We start from the raw sequence: 21,587 nt of genomic DNA, 5'->3' as shown, positions 1-21,587 counted from the left end.
ACATCTTCCTTCGCGATGACGGTGTGTTAGGCCCCCGCGCTTTGCCGGCGTCTCTGCGCGTCCTGAACAATCGGTAATGCGGCCAGCCCCCGCCGCGGGCTATGCGCCGCGATGCCGCGCAGGAGGTAGGCGGCCGTCAGGACGGCGTCGCGATCGAGAAAATGATCGCCCGGCAGCGCGATCCGGGCGACGTTGGGCTGATTCCACGACGGGCACAGGCTTTCCGTTTCGGTTTCGCCGTACAGGCACATGACCGGCGCCCAGTCGAGGCGGCGGGCGAAGGGCGCGGCCGGCCCGTCGTGCGCGAAATCCAGCACGCCGCCGGGCGTGGCGCGCAACAGCATCGTCTCGCTCGGAACGATCAACTCCACGACGCCTACCCGCGCGCGCAACGCGCGCGGCAGGGCATTGACGCCGCGCAGCAGCGCGTTGGCCCCGAACGACTGACCGATCAAGATAACGCGCGCCGCGCCGGGCAGGCTCAGCGCCTTGATGGTCGCTCCGCTCACCAGCGCGTCGACCTGCGCCGGACTGCGGCGATGCGCAAAGGCGGTCAGCGAGTTCACGCCGAGCACGGGAATGCCCTGACGCGCGATGCGCGCCGCGATGCGCGGCCCCATGCCGGTGGTGAAGCCCATGTCGCCCGAGAAAAAGATCGCGACCGTGCCGCGTTCGGCTGGCGGGATCGCGGAGGTGGCCGGGACGAGCGTGTAGAGCGGTCCGCCGAAATAGCCGAGCCGCCAGACGTAGCAGCCAAGCGACACGGCAAGCGCGACGGCGGCGGCAAGCAGACCAAACAGGATCGTGCGGTACATCGCGTCAGCCGCTGAGCGCGTAGGTGATGATGAAGCACGCCGCGGTCAGCAGCAGCATCGCGGCGATGAACGCGCCATCGGCGACACGCTCCAGCCAGTGCAACCGCGTCACCGACTGCACGCGCAGCGCGAAATACGAACCAAGCGTCGCGATCAGGAAAATCAGCGCATCGGTCGACAGCAGGTCGTCGGCGATGGTCTGATGACCGTGCATCGCGGTCGCGACATGCAGCAGGCCGATCCCGGTCAGGCAGACGCCGACCATGGCGGCGGCGATCGGGCAGATCAGGCGGCATGTACGCTCATCGAGCAACGCGGCCTTTCGCGCCGCCTGGCCGTCCGGGGATCCGCCATGTGGTTCGCGGCGTGCGGCCTGATCGACGATCACGAGATGCCGCCCAAACCGGTCCCGCCATTCCAAATCGTCGTTCGCATCGCGCATCACCGACTGCCTTCCCCCGGGGTGCGACCACCCGGACTACGACGTGCTGGCTGCAAGATTAGCGTTTCTTCATGTCCCGCTCAGGCGGCGTAGAGGCGGGCCGCGGCACAGGTCCGAGAAAAGGAGCCGGCGAAATGTCCACCAACCCGATCCACGTCCTGGCGCGCCGCCTGTTCGGCAAGCAGCACGACGCGCTGGACGATGAACAACGCCGCGTGATCGCCAAGGTGCACGAAGGCATGCCGATCGCGCGCGATGCCGCCGACGCCGCCGACGAAGCCGCCACCGTCGGCGACAGGCTGGCCGATCGCGTCGCCGCGATCGGCGGATCGTGGGGCTTCATCGTCGCATTCTCGGTCCTGCTGATCGCGTGGATGCTGCTGAACAGCGAGGTTCTGGCGCAGCGCGGGACGGCGTTCGATCCGTATCCGTACATCCTGTTGAACCTGATGCTGTCGACGGTCGCCGCGCTGCAGGCGCCGATCATCATGATGAGCCAGAATCGCCAGGCGTCGAAGGATCGGCTGGCGGCGAGCCTGGATTATGAAGTCAACCTGCGCACCGAACTGGAGATGATCCGGCTGCACGAGAAGATCGATCGCGCGGTCGGCGACAAACTGGACGAACTGATCGCGGTGGCGCGACGGCCGGTCGAGGACAAAGCGGCACAAGCCGCAAGTCCGTCCGGTTGACGGCCTTTGCCGGGCGGTGGAGGATCGCAACGCTGTCGACCTGCCGTCACGGACGTCGTGTCACACCGTAGTTAGGAAGCGCCGTGGCGAAGATTCTGTTGATCGAGGACGACAAGGCGACCGCCGATTTCGTCGCCAGGGGATTGGCCGAAGAGGGATTTGTCGTCGATCGCGCGGACAACGGCCGGGACGGTCTGTTCCATGCCACCGACGGCGGATACGACTGCATCGTGCTCGACCGCATGATCCCCGGAATCGACGGGATGGCTGTCCTCACCGGGCTGCGCGGGGCGGGGATCGAGACCCCGGTCATCATCCTGTCGGCGCTGGGCTCGCCCGAGGATCGCATCAAGGGCCTGACCAGCGGATCGGACGATTATCTGACGAAGCCCTTCGCGTTCGCCGAACTGCTCGCGCGGATCCGACTGCTGATCCGGCGCGGTGCGGCGCAGGGGACGGCTGCGGTGACGACCTTGTGCTGCGGCGACCTCGAAATGGATCTGCTTTCGCGTCGCGTGAAGCGCGCCGGTTCGGCGATCGACCTTCAGCCGCGCGAGTTCCGCCTGCTCGAATTCCTGCTCGGCCATGCCGAACAGGTCGTGACCCGCACGATGCTGTTGGAAGGCGTGTGGGATTATCATTTCGATCCGGGCACCAACGTGATCGACGTGCATGTTAGCCGTCTGCGCAAGAAGGTCGACGACGGCGCGGCGCGCCCGCTGCTGCACACGGTGCGCGGGGTCGGATACCGGTTGGGCGTCGATCCTTGAACTGGCGTTCGACGACGCTGCGGTTCGCGCTGCTCGTCTTCATTCTTCAGGTCGCAGCGGGAATCGCGTTGCTGGGATTGACCGGCGCGGTCGTGCGTCAGGAGATCGAAAAGGGTGCAGCCTTGCGCGCCGAGACGCTGCGCGACGATCTGCTCGTCACGTATGGCCAGGGCGGGCTGCCCGCGTTGGCGGACGAGGTTCGCGCCCGCACCGAACGCATCATCACCCCGGATGCGGTGTTGCTGCTGGTGGACTCAGGCGGAAAGGTGGTCGCGGGCAATCTGACCGGCCCGCCGCCGCACGTTGCGATCGGACCTCGCCATGCGCTGTTCAAGCTGGTGCGCGCGGGCCATGCCGCACCGGAGGCGATGTGGGTTCGTGCGACCCCGCTGGCCGGTGGGGCGCGGTTGCTGACGGGCAGTGTCGTCGAAAGCCAGCAGCGCATCCTGGATTATCTGGAGCGGTCGGCGGTGGCGGGCCTGACGCTTGCCGTGCTGTTCGCCGCGCTTGCCGCCTGGCTTGCCGCACGCCTTATCGCGCATCGCCTCCGGGCGACCGTCGATTGCCTGGAGGCGGTGCGCGAAGGCGACCTTGGGCGCCGGGTCGAAAACGACCGGTCGGGGGACGCGTTCGCCGCGCTGGCCGGTGCGGTGAACATGACGCTGGAACGGATCGAGGGTCTGGTGGGCGAACTCCAGATCGCGACCGACGGCCTCGCCCACGATCTGAAATCGCCGCTCACCCGGCTGCGATCGGCGCTGGAGCGGGCGGCGATCGACGTGCGCGAGCCTGCGGCGCAACAGGCGGTGGGCCGGGCGCTAGGCGAGGGCGAACGGGTGCTGGCGATCGTCGAGACCGCGTTGCGGATCAGCCGCGCCGAAGCCGGTGTCGGGCGCGACGCGTTCAGGAGCGTCGACCTGGTGAGCGAACTGAATGACATTGCGGAGGTTTATGGACCGGTCGTCGAAGACGCCGGGCGGGCCATCGCGGTCGATGCGCCCGTCACGGCAGCGCTGGCGGTGCACCGCGAATTGCTCGGGCAGGCGATCGGCAACCTCGTCGACAATGCGCTGAAATATGGCGAGGGACCGATCACGCTGCGGCTGGAGGTCGCGCCCGGGGCAGTGACGATCGCGGTGGAGGATCGCGGACGGGGCATTCCGCCCGGATTGCGCGCGCAGGCCTTGTCGCGCTTCGGCCGGCTCGACGCGGCGCGCCGCGGATCGGGCGCCGGACTGGGCCTCGCGCTGGTCGGCGCAGTCGCCAGGCTGCACGGCGGCGCGATCACGCTGGCGGATGCCGGGCCGGGCCTGTCGGTCCGCATCGTCCTCCCCGTCGGGCCTGCGGATCCCGCCGCTTCCTAGAATGCGAACGGCGACGGTCTTGACCTCGGCGAACGGCGTTACGGGCGCACGATCTGCCGGATCGCGCTGCCGTCCGCGAGCGAGTCGAGCAGCGCGTTGATGCTGGATAGCGGGCCGACCGAGGTCAGCAATTCCTCCACCGGCAACCGCCCTGCGCGCCACAACGCGACGTAGCGCGGAATGTCGCGTGCGGGGATCGACGATCCCATGTAGCTGCCGATCAGCGTTTTCCCTTCCGCGACCAGCGACACGGCGGGAATGTCGAGCCGCTCGGCGGGGTTGGGCAGGCCGACGGTGACGATCCGCCCGCCGCGCCGCCCGGCGCGATAGGCGTCGGCGAGGACCGCGGCCTTGCCGACCGTCTCGATCACCACGTCGGCCCCGCCGGGGATGGTGCGTTCGATCGTCGCCGCCGCGTCCGAGGGATGCGCGGGCGTCGCACCTAGCCGCTCGGCGATGGCGCGCTTTTCGTGCGAGGGATCGATCGCGACGATCGGCACCGCACCGCTGGCCAGGCCCCCGAGCAGCGCGGCGAGACCGACGCCGCCGAGGCCGTAGATGACCAGGCTTTCGCCCGGCCGGAGGACGGCCGAGTTCATTACTGCGCCAACGCCGGTCAAAACCGCGCAGCCGAACAGCGCGGCGATCTCGCTCGGGATGCCGGCGTCGATCTTCACCGCCGACCGGCGATCGACCACCGCATGGCTGGCGAAGGCCGAGACGCCGAGGTGGTGATGCACCGCATGATCGCCGTCGTGCAGCCGGCACCCGCCCCCCAGCAATCGCCCCTCGCCGTTCGCCGCCGCGCCGTTCGCGCACATATATCCCTCGCCCGAGCGGCAGCGGACGCACTCCCCGCACGCCGGCAGGAAGGCGAGCACCACCCGGTCGCCGACTGCGAACTGGGCGTCGTCGGTCGAGCCGAGCGCCTCGACGATGCCGGTCGCCTCATGCCCGATCGCCATCGGCATCGGGCGCGGCCGATCGCCGTTCACCACCGACAGGTCGGAATGGCACAGCCCCGCGGCGTCGATGCGGATCAGCAGTTCGCCGGGCCGAGGGTCGTCGAGCGTCAGTTCGGCGAGGCGGAGCGGCGCGTGCTGCGCGTACGGCCGCGGATTGTCGCCGCAGCGGTCCAGCACGGCGGCGGTGATCTTGCGGGTCATTCGGCCAACCCCCAACGTTTGTCGAACGCCCATACCTCTTCAAACCCGATCATGCCGCAGAACGTCTTGAAATCGAACAGCGGCAAGTCCGCCGGATTGCCGTCGCCATCGTGCTTCAGCCGCGTGAGCATCGCCTCCATCGCCGACACTGCGACCAGGCTGGTCTGTGACGGATAGATTGCGAAGGCGTAACCGATGTCGGCCAGCACGTCGCCTTTCAGCACCGGGGTAAGCCCGCCATTCGACATGTTCGCCATCACGGGCACGTCGAACGCGGCGCAGGCGGTGCGCATCTCCTCCTCGGACGTCAGCGCTTCGGGGAACAATATGTCGGCGCCGGCCTTAGCATAGGCCTCCAGGCGGCGCAGCGTGCCGTCCAGTCCTTCGGACTGGCGCGCGTCGGTGCGGGCGATGACCAGCATATCCTGGCGCGCATCGACCGCGACCCTGATCTTCTCGACCATATCCTCGATCGGAATCAGGCGCTTGTGGGGCGTGTGCCCGCATCTCTTGGGAAATTCCTGATCCTCCAGCTGGATCGCCGAAATCCCCGCGGCCTCATATCCTTTGACCGTGTGATGGACGTTGAGCAGCCCGCCATAACCGGTATCGGCGTCGGCGATCACCGCCGCCTTGCTGGTCCGCGCCAGTGTCGCCATGCGGTCGATCATCTGGGTGTAGGTGGCGATTCCGGCGTCGGGCAGGCCATAGGCCGAGGCGGTCAGCCAATAGCCCGTCCCATAGACGATATCGAAGCCGACGCGATCCGCGACCACCGCGGCGATCATGTCCTGCACGCCGGGCACGACGAAGAACTTGCCCTCCGCCAGTTTCGCCTTGAGGCGGGAATCAGCCAATTTCGTTGCTCCAGAGCCAGGGGGATGCGCGCCGTTGCGCCGTTTCGAACGCGGCGATGGCGGGCGCGAAGCGGGTACGGATGCGGGCGATTTCGTCCAGGCCTTCCAGCAACGCTTCGCGCCGGGCAGGGTCGACCGCAAACGAAATCGCGCCGGTATGCGACAGGCCGATGCGCTGTGTTCTCAGGTCGATCGTGGTCGGCTCGCCATCCTGCGCCGCGGCGTGAAGTCGTGCCACCTCCGCAGCGGGCAGCACGATCGGCAATATGCCGTTCTTGAAACAGTTCGACTGAAAGATCTCGCCGAAGCCGGTCGCGACAATCGCGCGGATGCCGAGGTCGGCGAGCGCCCACGGCGCCTGTTCGCGGCTCGAACCGCTGCCGAAATTGTCGCCCGCGATCAGGATCGCCGCGCCGGGTGCGATCGTGAGGTCGGGGCGGTCGTGGAAGGCGTAGCGGCCGAGCCCGCGCTTTTCGGTAATGACCAGGAAGCGCGCGGGAAAAATGATGTCGGTATCGATATCCGTCTGGGGCAAAGATGCGGCGGCGCTGGTGAGGGTGCGGAACGGCTCCATCGCTCAGCGCTCCCGGATATCGACGAAGCGGCCGGCGAGCGCGGCGGCGGCGGCCATCGCCGGGCTGACGAGGTGCGTGTGCGCGCCCTTGCCCTGCCGTCCTTCGAAATTGCGGTTCGAGGTCGAGGCGCAACGTGCGCCGTCCGGCAGGCGATCGTCGTTCATCGCGACGCATAGCGAACAGCCCGCCTCGCGCCACTGAAACCCCGCGCCGACGAAGATGCGGTCCAGCCCCTCGGCCTCGGCCTGCTGCTTGACCGCGCCCGAACCGGGGACGACCAACGCGGTGACGCCGGGGGCGACATGGCCGGTGCCGATGATGCCCGCGGCGGCGCGCAGGTCTTCGATACGGCCGTTGGTGCAACTGCCGATGAAGACATGGTCGATCGCGATATCGGTCATCGCGGTGCCGGGGGTCAGCGCCATATAGTCGAGCGCGCGTTCCAGTTTGGCGCGGGCGGCGGGGTCGACGCAGGCCGCGGGATCGGGCACGCGGCCGTCGATCGGCAGCACCTGGTCGGGACTGGTGCCGAAGCTGACTTGGGGGGCCAGGAGCGCGAGGTCGATCGTGACCTCGCGGTCGAATATCGCGTCGGCGTCGCTGGCGAGGCCGCGCCAGGCCGCGACCGCCGCGTCCCAATGCGCCCCCGATGGACAGCGGGGGCGGCCCTCCAGATAGGCGAAGGTGGTGTCGTCCGGCGCGATCAGGCCGGTGCGCGATCCCGCCTCGATGCTCATGTTGCACAGGGTCATACGCGCTTCCATCGACATCGCCCGCACCGCGTCGCCAACATATTCGATCGCATGGCCCGTCGCGCCGCCGGTGCCGATCCGGCAAATCAGCGCCAGGATCATGTCCTTTGCCGTCACCGTTTCGCCTGCCGCGCCGGTAAAGGTCACGCGCATCGTCTTCGCCCGCGTCTGCCACAGGGTTTGCGTGGCGAGCACCGTCTCGCACTCGCTCGCCCCGATGCCGAACGCCAGCGCGCCGAATGCGCCGTGCGTCGCGCTATGGCTGTCGCCGCAGACCAGGGTGATGCCGGGAAGGGTGAAGCCCTGTTCCGGGCCGATAACGTGGACGATGCCCTGACCCGCCCCGTCGAGCGCGAGATATTCGATGCCGGTCGCGGCGCAGTTCGCCTCCAGCAGCGCGACCTGATCGCGCGCCTGACGGTCGGCGATCGGCCGGTCGCGATGGTGCGTCGGCACCGCATGGTCGGCGACGGCGAGCTGGGTGGCGGGGCGATGTGGCCGCAGTCCCTGGGCGCGCAAACCGGCGAAGGCCTGCGGACTGCTAACTTCGTGCAGCAATTGCCGATCGATATAGAGCAGGGTCTGCCCATCGCCGTCGGTAGCGACGACGTGCGCGTCCCACAGTCTGTCGTACAATGTGCCAGCCATGACTTCAGCCGCTAGCGCGCCAGCCGCCGCCGGTCAGCGCAGTATCGAGCGACTATCCGCATAGCGGTTTAGGCGGGCATCGTTTTGTAACGCCTGTCCAGCGCTGCGGGCCGCTGCGGAGCCCGGCCGATCGCGATGCCGGGCGACGCGACGGCGTGATGACATTAAGTCAATGCGGCCGGCGCATTTGGCGCTTTCTACCCAAGCCTTGGCGACACACCATCGAACCGCAGCGGATAGGCGCCGGCAAGGCCACGGCGCTGACCGATTACGCCTGATCGGGCGGCGCAAGGCCGCGTCGATCGGCGGACTGACGTGGCAGGCAGCCACGATCGCCTGATGGGGGAGTTCGATGGTCAAGGGTTCGGCATTTCACGCATCCCGTAACGTCTTGCTGGCGGCCACGATGCTTGCGCCGTGGTTCGCGACACCGGCGTTGGCGCAAAGCGCGGCGGGCCCTGCCGACGCCGCCGATCAGCCCGCGACGGATGCGCAACCGGCCGGAATCGGCGACGTCATCGTCACCGCGCGCAAGACCGGCGAGCGCCTGCAGGACGTGCCGCTGACCATCACCGCGCTGACCGCCGAAACGCTGGAGAAGACCGACACCAAGACGATCTTCGATCTCGCAACGCGCACGCCCGGCCTGTATTTCGGGACGACGGGCGGCCGCAACGGCGGCAACAAGCTGCAGATCCGTAATTTGTCGACCGGCACGTCGGGCGGATCGAAGGCGTCGGTGTTCATCGACGGCGTATTCATGTCGGGCGATTATTCCAGCACCGCGCTCGCCAACCTTGAGCGGATCGAAGTCCTGAAGGGGCCGCAGAGCGCGTATTTCGGACGCTCCACCTTCGTCGGTGCGGTGAACTTCGTCACCAAGGATCCGGGCGACGTGTTCGCCGGAAAGATCGACGCGATCACCGCGACCGATGGCGAATATGACATCTCCGGCTATCTGACGACGCCGATCGTCAAGGGCGTGCTGTCGAACACCATCGCGGCGCGATACTTCGAATATGGCGGTCCCGACGCCTGGGTGAACCGCGACGGTTATCATTTCGGCGATCAGAAGACGGTCGCGGTCACCAACAAGCTGGTTTTCACGCCCACCGACTGGCTGAAAATCCGCTGGTACGGATCGTATGTCCACGACCGCGACGCCATCCCGCAGACGTCGTACGCGCCGATCAACACGCGCAACAGCCGGATCGTGCGGCCCGACGGCACCGTGTCCTATTACTACAAGGGCAGCGTGAACATCGATCACAGCCGGGCGAATGCGCCGAATCTGTATCAGCAATTCATCAAGGGCTACATCACCGACCCCGGTGTGACCCGCAACCAATATCGTTCGGTGTTCAGCTTCGACGCCGACCTGGGCGGGTCGTCGCTGAGCGGCTTTGCGGCTTATTCCGACGAGAAGCTGGCGAACCGTTTCGACGCCAGCTACCTGGGCGCCCGCGCCGGTGTGATCGCCCCCAACGCAGCCGACGTGCCGACCGCCTACAGCTTCAACGCCAGCAATTTCGCAAGCTTCGTGCGGACCAAGGACCAGCAATACGAACTTCGGCTGACCGCGCCGCAGGATCAGCGGCTGCGCTATACGTTCGGTTACAATTACACGAAGATATACGGCAGCACGCGAGCGCTGTTCGATCCGGTCACGCCCGCAGGGCTCAAGGTCAACGCGGCGCCCATCGTCGTGACGAACAACCGCAACACCGTTCTCACCAACCCGTCGCAGACGCACGGCATTTTCGGCGGATTGTATTTCGACGTCACCGATCAGCTAACGATCAGCGCCGAGCTTCGGCAACAGTGGGACAAGATTTCGCTTACGCAGCTGCCGACCGCGTTCGCACCGACCCCCAATCCGGCCTTCCTCGAAGCGTCGTTCAAGGCGACGCTGCCGCGCCTGAACATTCAGTACAAGGTCAATGACGACCTGCAATTCTACGCGATCTATTCGGTCGGCAACAATCCGGGCGGGTTCAACGCCAACGTGCCGACCAGTTTTCCGCTGCCGACCGGCGTCGATCGCGCGTTCGGCGAAGAGAAACTGTATAATTACGAAGGCGGCCTCAAATCGACGTGGCTGGACGGGCGGCTGATCTTCAACGCCGCGGTCTATCACATGAACTGGAAGAACCAGCAGGTTCCCCAGGCGACGCTCACCAACTTTCCACAGCCCGGCGCGACGACGGTGTTCACGACCGCCTCGTCCAGATCGACCGTGACCGGGTTCGAAGCCGAACTCGAAGCGCTGCCCGCGGAGGGCCTGAACCTGCGCGCGACGGCGTCCTACGGAAAGGCGAAGTACAAGGAACTGTGCTCGACCAACTATTTCGCGCTGACCGGCATCGCTACGGGTTTCGGCTGCCGCTCGGTCGCGGGGTTCCAGCAGGAAGGGACGCCGGCGCTGCAACTTTCGTTGTTCGCCGACTATGATTTCCCGCTGACGGACACGGTGAACGGCTACATCCGGGCCGATTATCAGCATCAGAGCAAGATCTATCTGGACGAGTGGAACGACGCCTGGATGGGGGCGGCGAACCTCGCCGGGCTGCGCATCGGCGTCCAAACCGGTCGGATCACGGTCGAGGGGTTCGTCCGCAACCTGCTGAACGACGATCATTCCGCACGTACGACGCGCGTCAGCTTCACCGGCGTGGGCGGCACGTCCTGTGCGGTCGGGGCGGTATGTCCGGTCGGCAGTTACCCCACGATCACAACGCCGCTCGGTACGTTCCCGGCGGGTGCCGCGGGCAACCAGAGCTTCGCCGATACCGCGCGTCGTCCACGGCAGGTCGGCGTGCGGTTGGGATACAAATTTTAGAGGGTGTCCGGTTCGGGGCGTTGGGTGGAGAGCATCGTAATGAAATCGGGTGTTGTTCTGATCGGCGTCACCATGGGCGGCAGTCTCGCCGCAGCCGCGGTTCTCGCGCAATCGCCGGGATCCTCTCCGGCTGCACCGGTACAGGCGACGCCCGCGATCGCGGCAGCCTGCGCCGGACTGACGAGCCGCGAGAATGGCGAGGCCTTCGCCAAATTTCCCGACGCGCCGACCGCAATCAATTCGGCGCGGATCGTGCCCGCCGGCGGCACGCACGGCGTCGCCGATAACGACCTGCCCGAAATCTGCCGGGTGGAGGGGACGATCAGTCCGACGGTCGGCTTTCTGTTGCGAATGCCGACCAGCGACTGGAACGGCAAGTTCATGATGGGGGGCTGCGGCGGCCCGTGCGGCAATTACTTGGAGGACCGCATCGATCACGCGTTGGTGCGCAAATACGCCGTCGTCACCACCGACATGGGGCACAAGGGCGGCGGCTGGCTGTTCGCGTACAACAATCCGCAGGGCCAGCTCGATTTCGCCTATCGCGCGACGCATCTGACCGCAAAGGTCGCCAAGGAACTGGTCGCGGCATTTTACGGCGCGCGGGCGAAGCTGAACTATTTCATCGGCTGCTCGACCGGCGGACGCCAGGCGATGATCGAGGCGCAGCGTTTCCCGAAGGACTTCGACGGCATCGTCGCCGGCGCGCCGGTGTATGACGAGGTCGGAGACACGCCCTATTTCCTCGAATGGAACACGCGGGTGAACACCGCGTCGGACGGCAGCACGATCCTGACCGCGCCCAAGGTCGACCTGATCCGCAGCGCGGTCCTGAAACAATGCGACGCGCGGGACGGACTGAAGGACGGATTGCTGACCAATCCGGCGGCGTGCGCGTTCGATCCCAAGTCGTTGATCTGCAAGCCCGGCCAGGATGCAGCACAATGCCTGACGCCCGAGCAGGCCGACGTCGCGCAGAAATTCCGCGATGGCGCGCGCAATTCAAAGGGCGAGAAGCTCTATTGGGGCATGCCGTGGGGGTCCGAGGACCAGTGGGTGAATTACTTCGGCTGGGTCAATCCGACCGGGAAGCAATATGCCGGCTCGGGTTATTCGATCACCGGCTATGTCGGTTATGCTGGCGGCCCACCGTCCGGTCCGGCGTTTCGCGCCGCCGATTTCGATTACGATCGCGATCCCGAACGGCTCGACCTGACGGGGCCGATCTTCAATCCCGTCAATCCCGATCTGTCGCGGCTGCGCGATGCGGGCGGCAAGCTGATCCTGTTCCACGGCTGGAACGACAACAATATCCCCGTCGAAGCGTCGATCGATTATTATCAAAAGGCGGAGCGCGCCAACGGCGGCCCGGCGGCGACGCGGCAGTTCTTCCGCTTCTTCACCCCGCCCGGCGTCAATCATTGCCGCGGCGGCGAGGGCGGTGGTGAAATCGACTGGATCACCGCGATCGAGGATTGGGTGGAGCGCGGCAAAGCGCCCGACCAGGTCATCGCCTATCGGCCCAGGGCGCCTTACCCCACCGCGCCGCGGGCGATGGAGGATTATGGATCGGTGTATTCCAAATTCGGCCGCCACCCGTTGTCGCCAGCATATTACGATCGCGCCCGCCCCGTCTATCTGTGGCCGGCGACCGCGCGCTATTCCGGCAGGGGCGATCCGGCCAGGCCCGAGAACTGGCGAAAGACGATGCCGTAACGGCGTTGTTTGGTTCTGGCATCGCAGCGGCGGCGCTGCTGGCGGTTGGCGGCCCGGGCGAGGCGCGCGAACCGCGGCCCGGCGCAACCTTGCGCGATTGCCGCACCATCTGTCCGGACATGATCGTCGTCCCCGCCGGATCGGCAATCCTCGGATCGACCACTGCGGAAACGACGCGCGAGGGCGTGACCGGCGACAAGTGGATCAACCGCGACAAACCGTAATGCCGGGTCACCATCGCGAAACCGTTCGCGATCGGCAAATATGAGGTGACCGTCGCGAAAGCTCCGGCGGTGACGCCGCGCGACGATCATCCGGTCGCCTGTATTTCGTGGAACGACGCGACCGCTTATGCGGCATGGCTGTCGAAGAAGACCGGCAAGGCGTATCGCCTGCCCAGCGAAGGCGAATGGGAATATGCCGCCCGCGCCGGATCGACCACCGCGCGCTTCTGGGGCGGCGACCGCGACCGCGCGTGCCAATATTCGAACATCGGCGATCGCACCGCGCAAAGCGCGTTCGCGTGGCGTGACGACCCGCAGTACGAATTCATCTGCACCGACGGCCATGCGGCCTATGCCCCGGTCGGCAGCTTCAAGCCAAATGCGTTCGGCCTCCACGATACGCAGGGCAACGTTTATGAATGGACGGCAGACTGTTTCAACGAAACGAACGATCGCCAGCCTGCCGACGGCAGCGCGCGCGTGCTGGACGATTGCGCGCAGCGATCGCTGCGCGGTGGTGGTTTCGGCTATTATCCGCATTATGAGCGGACCAGTTTTCGCATCGGCACGAAGCCCGGCTACCACAGCTTCCTGCTCGGATTCAGGCTGGTGCGCGACTTGTAGCGGGACGCGCGCCGGGCGATGACGTTTTCAGACGATGTGGAAGCCGGCATATCCATCGGTCGCCGCATCCGTGCAGATCTCGCGATACCGGCCCAATCCACCGATATAGACCGGGAAGGTGCGCGGCTTTCCGGGGACGTTCGCGCCGGTGTACCAGGTGTTGGCGGTCGGATAGAGCGAGCGTGCGCCGAGTTCGGTCACCTTGCGCATCCAGCGATCCTCTGCGGCGCCGTCCGCCTCGATCGCGCGCAGGCCGTTGGTTCGCAGATGGTCGATGCAGTCGCAGATCCAGTCGACATTCTGTTCGTTCAGCAGGATGAAGTTGGCGAGCGCGGACGGTCCGTTCGCGCCAGCGATGATAAACAGGTTCGGAAAGCCCTCCATCGCGAGGCCGAGATAGGAGCGGCCGCCGTCGGCCCATTTCTCTTTCAGGCTGCGGCCGTTCTTGCCGGTGATGTCGATCGACAGCATCGCGCCGGTCAGCGCGTCATAGCCGGTCGCGGCGATGACGACGTCGACCGCGACTTCGCGCGTGGCGGTGCGGATGCCGGTTTCGGTGAAGGCGGTGATCGGGTCTTCGAGACAGTCCATCAGCGTCACGTTGTCGCGGTTGAACGCCTCGTAATAGCCGCTGTCGAGGCACGGGCGGCGCGCGAAAATCGGGTAGCCCTGCGGCGTCAGGCGGCGCGCGGTGTCGGGGTCTTCGACCACCTCGGCGATCTTGCCGCGCACGAATTCGGCGACGACTTCATTCGCTTCGGCGTTGGTGAGCAGGTCCGAGAACAACCCGAGGAAACGCAGGCCGCCATAGGCCCATGCCTCTTCCAGCAGTTCCTCGCGTTCGGCGGGCGGGATGCTGAACAGCGGGCGGCTGGACATCGGCCGCGACCCACCGGTCAGCGAATATCGCGCGGCGGCGCGCAGGCCGGGATAATGTTGCTTGATGTGCGCGACATAGGCGGCGTCTAGCGGGCGGTTGCGCATCGGCAGCGTGAAGCTGGGCGTGCGCTGAAAGACGTAGAGGTGGTCGGCCTGTTCGGCGACGACGGGGACGATCTGAATGCCCGACGATCCGGTGCCGATCACTGCGACCCGCTTGCCGGAAAGGTCGACCGGCCGGTGCGGGTATTTGCCCGACAAGTGGAGCTCGCCCTTGAACATGTCCGCGCCGGGGATGTCGATCGGCTTGGGCACCGACAGCGGGCCGGTCGCCATCAGGAGGTACGTCGCCTCGAACCGGTCGCCGCGGTCGGTCTCCACGCGCCACAGGCACGCGTCGTCGTCATAGGCGACGCGGGTCGCGCGCGTTTCGAAGCGGATGTCGCGTTTGAGGTCGAGCTTGTCGGCCACGAATCGCGCGTAGGAGAGGATTTCGGGCTGCGCGGAGAATTGTTCGGACCAAGTCCATTCCTGCTGGATCTCGTCGGAGAAGGAATAGCTGTAATCGATGCTCATTACGTCGCAGCGCGCGCCGGGATAGCGGTTCCAGTACCAGGTGCCGCCGACATCGTCGCCAGCCTCGATTCCCAGCACGTCGAGCCCCATGCCGCGGGTGCGATGCAGCGCGTACATGCCCCCGAAGCCCATCCCGATCACCAGCGCGTCGAGCCGCCGGACCGGCTGCCGGGTTTCCAAAGTGTCGGGCTTGCTCATACGTCTGTTCCTGATAGCTCGCGCGCGATTTCCAGCGCGCGGCGATAGTCGCTCTTGCCGCTGGCGTGGCGCGGCACGGCGTCGGTGCGCACGATCCGCCGCGGCAGTTTGTAGGTCGCGAGGTCGGTCGCCAGCGCCGCGCGGATCGCAGTGTCGTCGGGGTCCGGCCCGGCCTGAACGAGCGCGGTCACCGCGTTGCCGAAGCGCGGGTCGGGGACGCCGAACACGACCGCATCGGCGATGCCGGGAACGCGCTTCAGCGCCTCCTCGACCTCCTCGACGAACACCTTTTCGCCGCCGGTGTTGATGCACATGCTGCCACGTCCGAGCAGGCGGAAGCGGCCGTCGGGCAGCCATTCGGCCATATCACCCGGGATCGCGAACGCCTCGCCGCCGATCGTGCGATAGACGGTCGCGGACTTGGCGGGATCGCCGTGATAGCCAGCACCAAACGGCGGCCGCCGCGCCAGCCAGCCCGCGCCGGGTTCGCCGGTTGCGAGAATGCGATCGTCGTCCTGTGCGATGATGACGGTCTGCGGTCCGCGCTCGAACAGCCCGGTCGGCGTCGCGCGATCGCGATTGGTGATCGCATAGCCGAAGCCGGATGCTTCCGACGCGCCGAGGATGTCGAGCAGGGTCAGGTGCGGGATCGCCGCCAGCAGTTGCGCCTTGACCTCCTCGCTCCACATCAGCCCGGCGGACGAGATCAGCTTGAGCGACGACAGATCCCAACGTCCGGGATGCGCGGCCAGCGTGTCGGCCATCGGCCGGGCGAAGGCGTCGCCGACGATCAGCACGCGCGTCACTTGGTTGCGCGCGACCTCATCCCACAATTGTTCGGGATCGAACCGGTCGGAGGCGAGCAGCACCGCGGTGCCGCCGATCAGCAGTTCGGCGATGCAGCTGTTGAGGCCGGCGCCGTGCATTAGTGGGCAGGCGGGCAGCACGCGCCCGGCCGTGCCGCGCCGGACCTGCGCGACATGATCGTCCATGCTGGCGGGCGTCGCGGCGGCGACGGGGGATTCAAGCTGCGACCGGCGCGCATCGGCGGATCGCCACATCACGCCCTTCGGACGGCCGGTCGTGCCGCCGGTGTAGAGCAGATAGCCGTCGTCGGGCGAGCGCGCGATGCCGAGCGGTGAGGCGTCGCCGTCAGCCGCCATCCGCGCATAGTCGCCGTCGCCGCCGATCTTCACCGCCAGGATCAGATGATCGATTCCACCGCCGATCAGCGGCGCTGCGACCGCGGCGAAATCGTCCTGGTAGAACAGCGCCGCGGCCTGACAGTCGCGCAGCACGTATTCGATTTCGGCGGTCGTATAGCGGTAGTTGACGTTGACGTGGGTGACGCGCGCCTTGAACGCAGCCGCAGCGGTCTCGATGAATTCGGGAATGTTGCGCGCCAGGATCGCGACGCGGTCGCCGGGCTGCAATCCGGCGGCCAGCATCGCGCGCGCGACGCGGTTGGTGCGCGCGTCGAAATCGGCCCACGACACGACATGATCGCCGCGGACGATCGCAGGCCGGTCGCCGGGCACCGCCGCGCCGGTCGCGTCGAGCAGGTCGCCGAAGTTCCAGTCCATTTTCTAGCGGCCAAGGAAGACGGGTGCGCGCTTTTCGACGAACGCTGCGACCGCCTCCTGCGCGTCGTGCGAGGTCGACAGCTTCGCGGTATTGCCCTGTTCGTAGATATAGCCGTCGCGCAACGTCATGTTCTCGATCGTGCGCATGCTGTCCTTGGCGTAGCGCGTCGCGAGCGGGCTCTTGGAAGCGATCGTGCGCGCCAGATCCAGCGCCCACGGCATCAGTTCGCCGGCGGGCAGGCACGCCTCGATCACGCCGCGGCGATAGAGTTCCGCGGCGGGCGCACGGTAACCGGTCAGCATCATCCGGCGCGCCAGCGAATGCGGCAGGATGCGCGCGGCGTGCTTTCCGCCGCCCATCAGGCCGACGTCGATTTCGGGCAGGCCGAACACCGCGTTTTCGGACGCGACGATGATGTCGCACGCCGCGACCAGCCCCAGGCCCGCGCCGAGCGCCGCGCCGTTGACCGCCGCGATGACGGGTTTGCCGCAATCGGCGATCGAATAGGCGACTTCGCGGACGATGCGGTTGCGGTTCCAGCGCTTGCCGGGGATGCTGAGGTCGGGCCGGTTCTTTAGGTCCGCGCCCGCGCTGAAACAGCGGCCCGCCCCGGTCAGGATGGCGACGCGCACGTCGTCACGGTCGTTGAAGCTGTCGAAAACGTCGGTCAGTTCCTGCAGCATGTCCATCGCGGCGGCGTTGACCGGTGGATTGTCGAGCGTGACCACTGCAACGTGATCGGCGACGTCGGTGCGTACAGAGCCCATTCGCTGTCCTCTCTTATGATTGCCCGCGATCATGCCCCGGACGCGCGGTCGCGGCAGGACAAACGGCGTCCTCGCTGCGAAAATCTCATCCGCGAATAAGCGGGCCAACCCGTCGTGTTCGCCGAATCCCGTTTGTGATTATCCGCTGCGAACGGGCCTTCCGATTGCTGCGGAGGGTCCAATTCCGGATCGAGGGGTCAGATCGCACGACTTCGCGATTGGTAGCGACAAATCGGCCGTCGAGCCGGATCGCGGGGAGGATGACGATGAGGTATTCCAGAACATTGTTGGGCGGCGGCAGTCTGGCCGCGCTGTTGATCGCGGCTCCGCTCCATGCGCAGACGGCGGCGAGCGAGCGCACCCCGACAGCCGCCGAAGCGCAGGCCGAAACACCTTCCGACGACAAGGGCGGGCTTAGCGATATCGTCGTGACCGCGACCAAACGCGGGCAGGCGCAGAACGTTCAGGACGTGCCGATCGCGATCACCGCATTCGGATCGGACCAGCTCGACGCGCTGCACGCCCGGTCGATCGCCAGTCTCAGTTACAACGTCCCGAACGCGTCGCTGGAAAGCGTGGGCACTACACCGGGCTATGCCAATTTCTCGATCCGCGGGCTCGGCATCAACAGTTCGATCCCGTCGATCGACCCGACCGTCGGCGTGTTCGTCGACGGCGTCTATCTGGGGGTCAGCGCGGGCGTCCTGTTCGACACGTTCGACCTTGCCGGGGTAGAGGTGCTGCGCGGGCCGCAGGGGCTGCTGTTCGGCCGCAACGTGACCGGCGGCGCAGTCGTGCTGCGCACCACCACGCCGTCCAACGTATTTCATGTCGACGCCAAGGCGGGGCTGTCGACGGGTCTGGAAAAGCGCGCCAGCATCTCGGTTTCCGGGCCGGTGATCGAGGACAAGCTGAGCGCCAAGCTGGCGGTATATTATAACGACGACGCCGGCTGGTTCCGCAACGATTTCGACGGACGCAAGATCGGCGGGTCTGAAACGCTGATCGTCCGCCCCGCGCTGCGTTTCACCCCGGCGGACGATTTCGAGCTGATCCTGCGGTACGAACACGGCCGCATCCGCGGCGACGGTCCGGCGTCGACCAACCACGGCCTGTTTCCGCGCGACAGTTTCCGCGTGAACCAGAATTTCCGCGGGTTCATCCGATCCGACTGGGATCAGGGCATCGCCGAGGTGAACGTCGACGTCGCGTTCGGCGACGGCAAGATCACCAACATCGCCGCGGTCCGCGCGCTGTCGAACGATGCGGCGACCGATGTGGACGCGTCCCCGGTGACGGCGCTGCATTCGCGCAACAATACCGAACAGTGGCAGTTCAGCAACGAGCTGCGTTACGCCGGCACATTCGGCCGGTTCGATGTGACGAGCGGGCTGTTCTATTTCGATCAGGACATCAAATATGCCGAATCCCGGCTGCTGTCGGGCGGTGCGTTGCTGGTGTCGGGCGGTGGGCGTCAGGAACAGGACACGATCGGCATCTTCACGACCGTCGACTGGCGTGTGCTGGACACGGTGACGCTCAGTGTCGGCGCGCGCTATTCGACCGAGAGCAAGGCGGTCCAGGTGCGCTCGATCGGCGTCGGCGGCTGCAATCTCGACACGATCAACTGCAGCTATAATTTCAGCGACAGCAAGCGCTGGAACGGCTTCACCCCGCGCGTCGGGGTGCAATACAAGCCCACTGACGACACGATGCTCTATGCCTCGTTCTCGCAAGGGTTTCGCAGCGGCGGCTATAATTTCCGCAACCTCAATCCCAACGTCGCGCCGGGGCCGTTCGATCAGGAACGGCAGGACGCCTATGAGCTGGGGCTGAAGCAGCAGTTCGGCCGCGTCGCGCGGATCAACGTCGCGGGGTTCTACAACAAGATCGATGGCACCCAGCGCGAATTCCAGGCGCCGTTCCCGCCGTTCGGCAATTTCCAGGTCATCACCAACGCCGCCGACGTGTCGATCAAGGGGCTGGAGGGCGAACTGACGCTGACGCCGGTTCGCGGGCTGACGATCTCGGCGCAGGTCGGCTATACCGACGGCCAGTACGACAAGATTCTGTTCGACCTTAACGCCGACGGCGTTATCGACGACCGCGATTTCCGGCTGAAACTGCCGCGCCTGTCGCCGTGGAGCTATGGCGGGTCGATCGCCTATGAGACGCGTGTGACCGACGACGTCTCGGCCGATGCGCGGGTCGGCGCCAATCACCGCGACGCGGCGTTCTACAACGATCAGAACACCGGCCTGCTGAACGCCGCGACGATGGTCGACGCCAGCATCGGCGTGTCGCGCGGGGCGATGCGGCTGTCGGTATATGGCGCCAACCTGCTGAACGAGGCGACGTTCGGCACCGAAGCGCCATTGCCGTTCTTTCCGGGATCGACCTTTTCCCCGTTGAGCAAGGGGCGCGTGTACGGCGTCGAAGTGGGATACAAGTTCTGATGCGGGGCCGCGTCGCGCTCGTCACCGGCGCTTCGCGCGGGCTGGGACGCGAGATCGCCCGCCGGTTCGCCGCTGAAGGAGCGGCGGTCGCGTTGCTCGATCGCAAGGCGCAGTGGTCGGCGGAGGCTGTGCGTGAGATCGAGGACGCGGGCGGCCGGGCGATCGCGCTCGGCTGCGACGTGGCGGATCGCGATGCGCTGCACGCCGCGTTCGCCGAGGCGGCGACGGCGCTCGGCCCGCTCGATATCGTCGTCAACAATGCGATGTGGACGCGCTATGCGCCGATCCCCGAGATCGATCAGGAGACGGTCGACCGGATGCTCGGCGTCGGCGTCGCGGCGATCGTGTGGGGCACGCAGGCGGCGGCGGCGCAGATGCAGGGGCGGGGCGGGGCGATCGTCAACATCGCGTCGGTTTCCGCGACGCTCGGGCTGCCGAACGCGATGGTCTATTGCGGGGTGAAGGCGGCGGTCGAGGGCATGACCCGCGCGAGCGCGATCGAACTGGCCCCGCAGCGCATCCGGGTGAATGCGGTCGCGCCCTCGACCGTGGCGACCGAGGGCGTTCGCGCGATGCTGGACGACGCGACGTTCGCGGCGCGCGTCGCCAGCACGCCGCTCGGCCGGCTGGGCGAAACGGCGGATATCGCCGAAGCGGTGCTGTTCCTCGCCGACGGCGCGCGATCGGGCTTCATCACCGGCCAGTCGCTGCTGGTCGACGGCGGCATCTCGATCGCGCTGCGCTAGCGATAGACGCCCTCGCCGATGCCGACCGCATCCAGGCCGTTGATCGCGATCACGCGACCGGCGTCGGGATGGTCGGCGACCAGCCGGTGGCCCGAATTGGCGATCGTCGTGACGTAGAGCGTGCCGAGGTCCGCGCCGCCGAACGCCGGGCAGGACGGGTAGGGCACCGGCACCGGGATCGTGCGGATCAGCGCGCCGTCGGGCGTGTAGCAGGCGATGGCCTGCGCCAGCACCAGCGCGACCCAGATCCGTCCTTCGGCATCGACCGTCGCGCCGTCGGGACCGGAGCCCTGGTCGCGGCAATCGGCGATGTTCGCGCGCGCGCCGATCGCGCCGGTCTCTGCATCGTAGGCGTAGCGGCGCAACATCCCGTCCATGCTGTCGGCGAAATGCAGCGCATCCCCAGCGGGCGAGAAGCACAAGGCGTTGCCGATCGCGATGCCGTGCTCCAGCGCCGCGATCTGCCCGTCGGCATCGAGCCGGAACAGGCTGCCCGGCGCGCCTTCGTCGCCCAAGCGCATCGATGCGGCGAGGAAGCGGCCGTGGCGGTCGGCCTTGCCGTCGTTCAGGCGCGTGTCGGGCTGCATCGCCGGCCGTGCGACCGGCCGGGTCGCGCCGCTGCCGGGATCGAAGCGATGGAAGCCGTCGGCCAGCGCCAGGATCAGGCCGTCGCTCGCCAGCCCGACGCTGCCGAGCGATTGTTCGAACCGCCATTCGCGGGCCCCAAGTCCCTCGGCGTCGGTCGACCGCAATAGGCCCGCGATCGCATCCACCCACCACAATCGGCCGTGGCGATGATCCCATAGCGGACTTTCGCCCAGCGCCGCGGGCGCGGCGGGCAACAGATCGACCGTGACCGGCATGAAGTTTCCTTGAAGGTGGGAGGAGCCGGCCGCG

General features: G+C 66.9%; 19 protein-coding genes. 9 read left to right on the top strand and 10 right to left on the bottom strand.

What is annotated here, in order from left to right; genetic code table 11:
- Positions 1-26 precede the first annotated feature (26 nt).
- Positions 27-815, bottom strand: coding sequence for a virulence factor (locus tag M0208_RS09290; RefSeq protein ID WP_258891426.1), 789 nt, complete (start codon positions 813-815; stop codon positions 27-29).
- Between the two features lie 4 nt (positions 816-819).
- Positions 820-1,257 carry a hypothetical protein gene (locus M0208_RS09285; RefSeq protein WP_258891425.1) on the bottom strand — a complete coding sequence of 146 codons (438 nt, stop codon included), beginning with the start codon at positions 1,255-1,257 and terminating at the stop codon, positions 820-822.
- A gap of 134 nt (positions 1,258-1,391) precedes the next feature.
- Between M0208_RS09285 and M0208_RS09280 the strand changes: the two genes are divergently transcribed.
- From M0208_RS09280 to M0208_RS09270, 3 genes are all read left to right on the top strand, one after another.
- Positions 1,392-1,949, top strand: coding sequence for a DUF1003 domain-containing protein (locus tag M0208_RS09280; RefSeq protein WP_258891424.1), 558 nt, complete (start codon positions 1,392-1,394; stop codon positions 1,947-1,949).
- Positions 1,950-2,032: 83 nt separating this feature from the next.
- The gene (locus M0208_RS09275; RefSeq protein ID WP_258891423.1) at positions 2,033-2,719 is read left to right on the top strand and encodes a response regulator transcription factor; all 687 of its coding nucleotides are present in this window, start codon (positions 2,033-2,035) and stop codon (positions 2,717-2,719) included.
- On the top strand, positions 2,716-4,083 hold the full coding sequence (locus tag M0208_RS09270; RefSeq protein ID WP_258891422.1) for a HAMP domain-containing sensor histidine kinase: 1,368 nt from the start codon (positions 2,716-2,718) through the stop codon (positions 4,081-4,083). The genes M0208_RS09275 and M0208_RS09270 overlap by 4 nt, the downstream gene beginning before the upstream one ends.
- Before the next feature lie 38 nt (positions 4,084-4,121).
- On the opposite strand, the gene M0208_RS09265 is transcribed toward M0208_RS09270, so the two are convergent.
- Genes M0208_RS09265 through leuC form a run of 4 tightly spaced genes read right to left on the bottom strand, consistent with a single transcriptional unit; the run spans position 4,122 to position 8,081 of the window.
- Positions 4,122-5,249 carry a zinc-binding dehydrogenase gene (locus M0208_RS09265; RefSeq protein WP_258891421.1) on the bottom strand — a complete coding sequence of 376 codons (1,128 nt, stop codon included), beginning with the start codon at positions 5,247-5,249 and terminating at the stop codon, positions 4,122-4,124.
- Positions 5,246-6,106: an oxaloacetate decarboxylase gene (locus tag M0208_RS09260; RefSeq protein ID WP_258891420.1), complete on the bottom strand. Its 861-nt coding sequence runs from the start codon at positions 6,104-6,106 to the stop codon at positions 5,246-5,248. Before M0208_RS09260 ends, M0208_RS09265 begins: the two co-directional genes overlap by 4 nt.
- The gene (leuD, locus tag M0208_RS09255; RefSeq protein WP_258891419.1) at positions 6,099-6,680 is read right to left on the bottom strand and encodes a 3-isopropylmalate dehydratase small subunit; all 582 of its coding nucleotides are present in this window, start codon (positions 6,678-6,680) and stop codon (positions 6,099-6,101) included. Before leuD ends, M0208_RS09260 begins: the two co-directional genes overlap by 8 nt.
- Before the next feature lie 3 nt (positions 6,681-6,683).
- Positions 6,684-8,081 (bottom strand): 3-isopropylmalate dehydratase large subunit, encoded by a 1,398-nt coding sequence (gene leuC / locus M0208_RS09250; RefSeq protein ID WP_258891418.1) that lies wholly within the window; start codon positions 8,079-8,081, stop codon positions 6,684-6,686.
- A gap of 352 nt (positions 8,082-8,433) precedes the next feature.
- Here leuC and M0208_RS09245 point away from each other — a divergent pair, with 352 nt between their 5' ends.
- From M0208_RS09245 to M0208_RS09230, 4 genes are read left to right on the top strand one after another with little or no spacing between them, the layout of a single operon-like run.
- On the top strand, positions 8,434-10,920 hold the full coding sequence (locus tag M0208_RS09245; protein ID WP_258891417.1) for a TonB-dependent receptor: 2,487 nt from the start codon (positions 8,434-8,436) through the stop codon (positions 10,918-10,920).
- 39 nt (positions 10,921-10,959) lie between these two features.
- Positions 10,960-12,636, top strand: a complete 1,677-nt coding sequence (locus M0208_RS09240) for a tannase/feruloyl esterase family alpha/beta hydrolase (protein ID WP_258891416.1) — start codon at positions 10,960-10,962, stop codon at positions 12,634-12,636.
- A gap of 5 nt (positions 12,637-12,641) precedes the next feature.
- Positions 12,642-12,860, top strand: coding sequence for a hypothetical protein (locus M0208_RS09235; protein WP_258891415.1), 219 nt, complete (start codon positions 12,642-12,644; stop codon positions 12,858-12,860).
- 45 nt (positions 12,861-12,905) lie between these two features.
- Positions 12,906-13,484 (top strand): formylglycine-generating enzyme family protein, encoded by a 579-nt coding sequence (locus M0208_RS09230; RefSeq protein ID WP_258891414.1) that lies wholly within the window; start codon positions 12,906-12,908, stop codon positions 13,482-13,484.
- A 27-nt stretch (positions 13,485-13,511) separates the two neighbouring features.
- Here the strand turns inward: M0208_RS09230 and M0208_RS09225 are convergent, their stop codons facing one another.
- From M0208_RS09225 to M0208_RS09215, 3 genes are read right to left on the bottom strand one after another with little or no spacing between them, the layout of a single operon-like run.
- Positions 13,512-15,137, bottom strand: coding sequence for an NAD(P)/FAD-dependent oxidoreductase (locus M0208_RS09225; RefSeq protein WP_258891413.1), 1,626 nt, complete (start codon positions 15,135-15,137; stop codon positions 13,512-13,514).
- A complete protein-coding gene (locus M0208_RS09220; RefSeq protein ID WP_258891412.1) occupies positions 15,134-16,720 on the bottom strand; it encodes an AMP-binding protein in 1,587 nt (528 codons plus the stop codon). The genes M0208_RS09225 and M0208_RS09220 overlap by 4 nt, the downstream gene beginning before the upstream one ends.
- A 3-nt stretch (positions 16,721-16,723) precedes the next feature.
- Positions 16,724-17,488 carry an enoyl-CoA hydratase/isomerase family protein gene (locus M0208_RS09215; RefSeq protein ID WP_258891411.1) on the bottom strand — a complete coding sequence of 255 codons (765 nt, stop codon included), beginning with the start codon at positions 17,486-17,488 and terminating at the stop codon, positions 16,724-16,726.
- Positions 17,489-17,754: 266 nt separating this feature from the next.
- On the opposite strand from M0208_RS09215, the gene M0208_RS09210 reads away from it, so the two are divergent.
- A complete protein-coding gene (locus M0208_RS09210) occupies positions 17,755-19,944 on the top strand; it encodes a TonB-dependent receptor (RefSeq protein WP_258891410.1) in 2,190 nt (729 codons plus the stop codon).
- On the top strand, positions 19,944-20,690 hold the full coding sequence (locus M0208_RS09205) for an SDR family NAD(P)-dependent oxidoreductase (RefSeq protein ID WP_258891409.1): 747 nt from the start codon (positions 19,944-19,946) through the stop codon (positions 20,688-20,690). The genes M0208_RS09210 and M0208_RS09205 overlap by 1 nt, the downstream gene beginning before the upstream one ends.
- Here M0208_RS09205 and M0208_RS09200 read toward each other — a convergent pair.
- Complete coding sequence (locus M0208_RS09200) at positions 20,687-21,553, bottom strand: SMP-30/gluconolactonase/LRE family protein (RefSeq protein WP_258891408.1); 867 nt, start codon at positions 21,551-21,553, stop codon at positions 20,687-20,689. The genes M0208_RS09205 and M0208_RS09200 overlap by 4 nt on opposite strands.
- Between the last annotated feature and the right edge of the window lie 34 nt (positions 21,554-21,587).

The organism is Sphingomonas sp. SUN019, from assembly GCF_024758705.1.
Lineage (GTDB): Bacteria > Pseudomonadota > Alphaproteobacteria > Sphingomonadales > Sphingomonadaceae > Sphingomonas.
Note: the sequence above shows the minus strand (reverse complement) of the source record. Positions and strands in the feature narration are given on the sequence as shown.

What these genes read in the sequence shown, in the direction of transcription:
- M0208_RS09215 (WP_258891411.1), bottom strand. Translation starts at nt 17,488, where the DNA reads ATGGGCTCTGTACGCACCGACGTCGCCGATCACGTTGCAGTGGTCACG.
- M0208_RS09240 (WP_258891416.1), top strand. Translation starts at nt 10,960, where the DNA reads ATGAAATCGGGTGTTGTTCTGATCGGCGTCACCATGGGCGGCAGTCTC.
- M0208_RS09205 (WP_258891409.1), top strand. Translation starts at nt 19,944, where the DNA reads ATGCGGGGCCGCGTCGCGCTCGTCACCGGCGCTTCGCGCGGGCTGGGA.
- M0208_RS09210 (WP_258891410.1), top strand. Translation starts at nt 17,755, where the DNA reads ATGAGGTATTCCAGAACATTGTTGGGCGGCGGCAGTCTGGCCGCGCTG.
- M0208_RS09290 (WP_258891426.1), bottom strand. Translation starts at nt 815, where the DNA reads ATGTACCGCACGATCCTGTTTGGTCTGCTTGCCGCCGCCGTCGCGCTT.
- M0208_RS09265 (WP_258891421.1), bottom strand. Translation starts at nt 5,249, where the DNA reads ATGACCCGCAAGATCACCGCCGCCGTGCTGGACCGCTGCGGCGACAAT.
- M0208_RS09245 (WP_258891417.1), top strand. Translation starts at nt 8,434, where the DNA reads ATGGTCAAGGGTTCGGCATTTCACGCATCCCGTAACGTCTTGCTGGCG.
- M0208_RS09220 (WP_258891412.1), bottom strand. Translation starts at nt 16,720, where the DNA reads ATGGACTGGAACTTCGGCGACCTGCTCGACGCGACCGGCGCGGCGGTG.
- M0208_RS09285 (WP_258891425.1), bottom strand. Translation starts at nt 1,257, where the DNA reads ATGCGCGATGCGAACGACGATTTGGAATGGCGGGACCGGTTTGGGCGG.
- M0208_RS09280 (WP_258891424.1), top strand. Translation starts at nt 1,392, where the DNA reads ATGTCCACCAACCCGATCCACGTCCTGGCGCGCCGCCTGTTCGGCAAG.
- leuD (WP_258891419.1), bottom strand. Translation starts at nt 6,680, where the DNA reads ATGGAGCCGTTCCGCACCCTCACCAGCGCCGCCGCATCTTTGCCCCAG.
- leuC (WP_258891418.1), bottom strand. Translation starts at nt 8,081, where the DNA reads ATGGCTGGCACATTGTACGACAGACTGTGGGACGCGCACGTCGTCGCT.
- M0208_RS09200 (WP_258891408.1), bottom strand. Translation starts at nt 21,553, where the DNA reads ATGCCGGTCACGGTCGATCTGTTGCCCGCCGCGCCCGCGGCGCTGGGC.
- M0208_RS09225 (WP_258891413.1), bottom strand. Translation starts at nt 15,137, where the DNA reads ATGAGCAAGCCCGACACTTTGGAAACCCGGCAGCCGGTCCGGCGGCTC.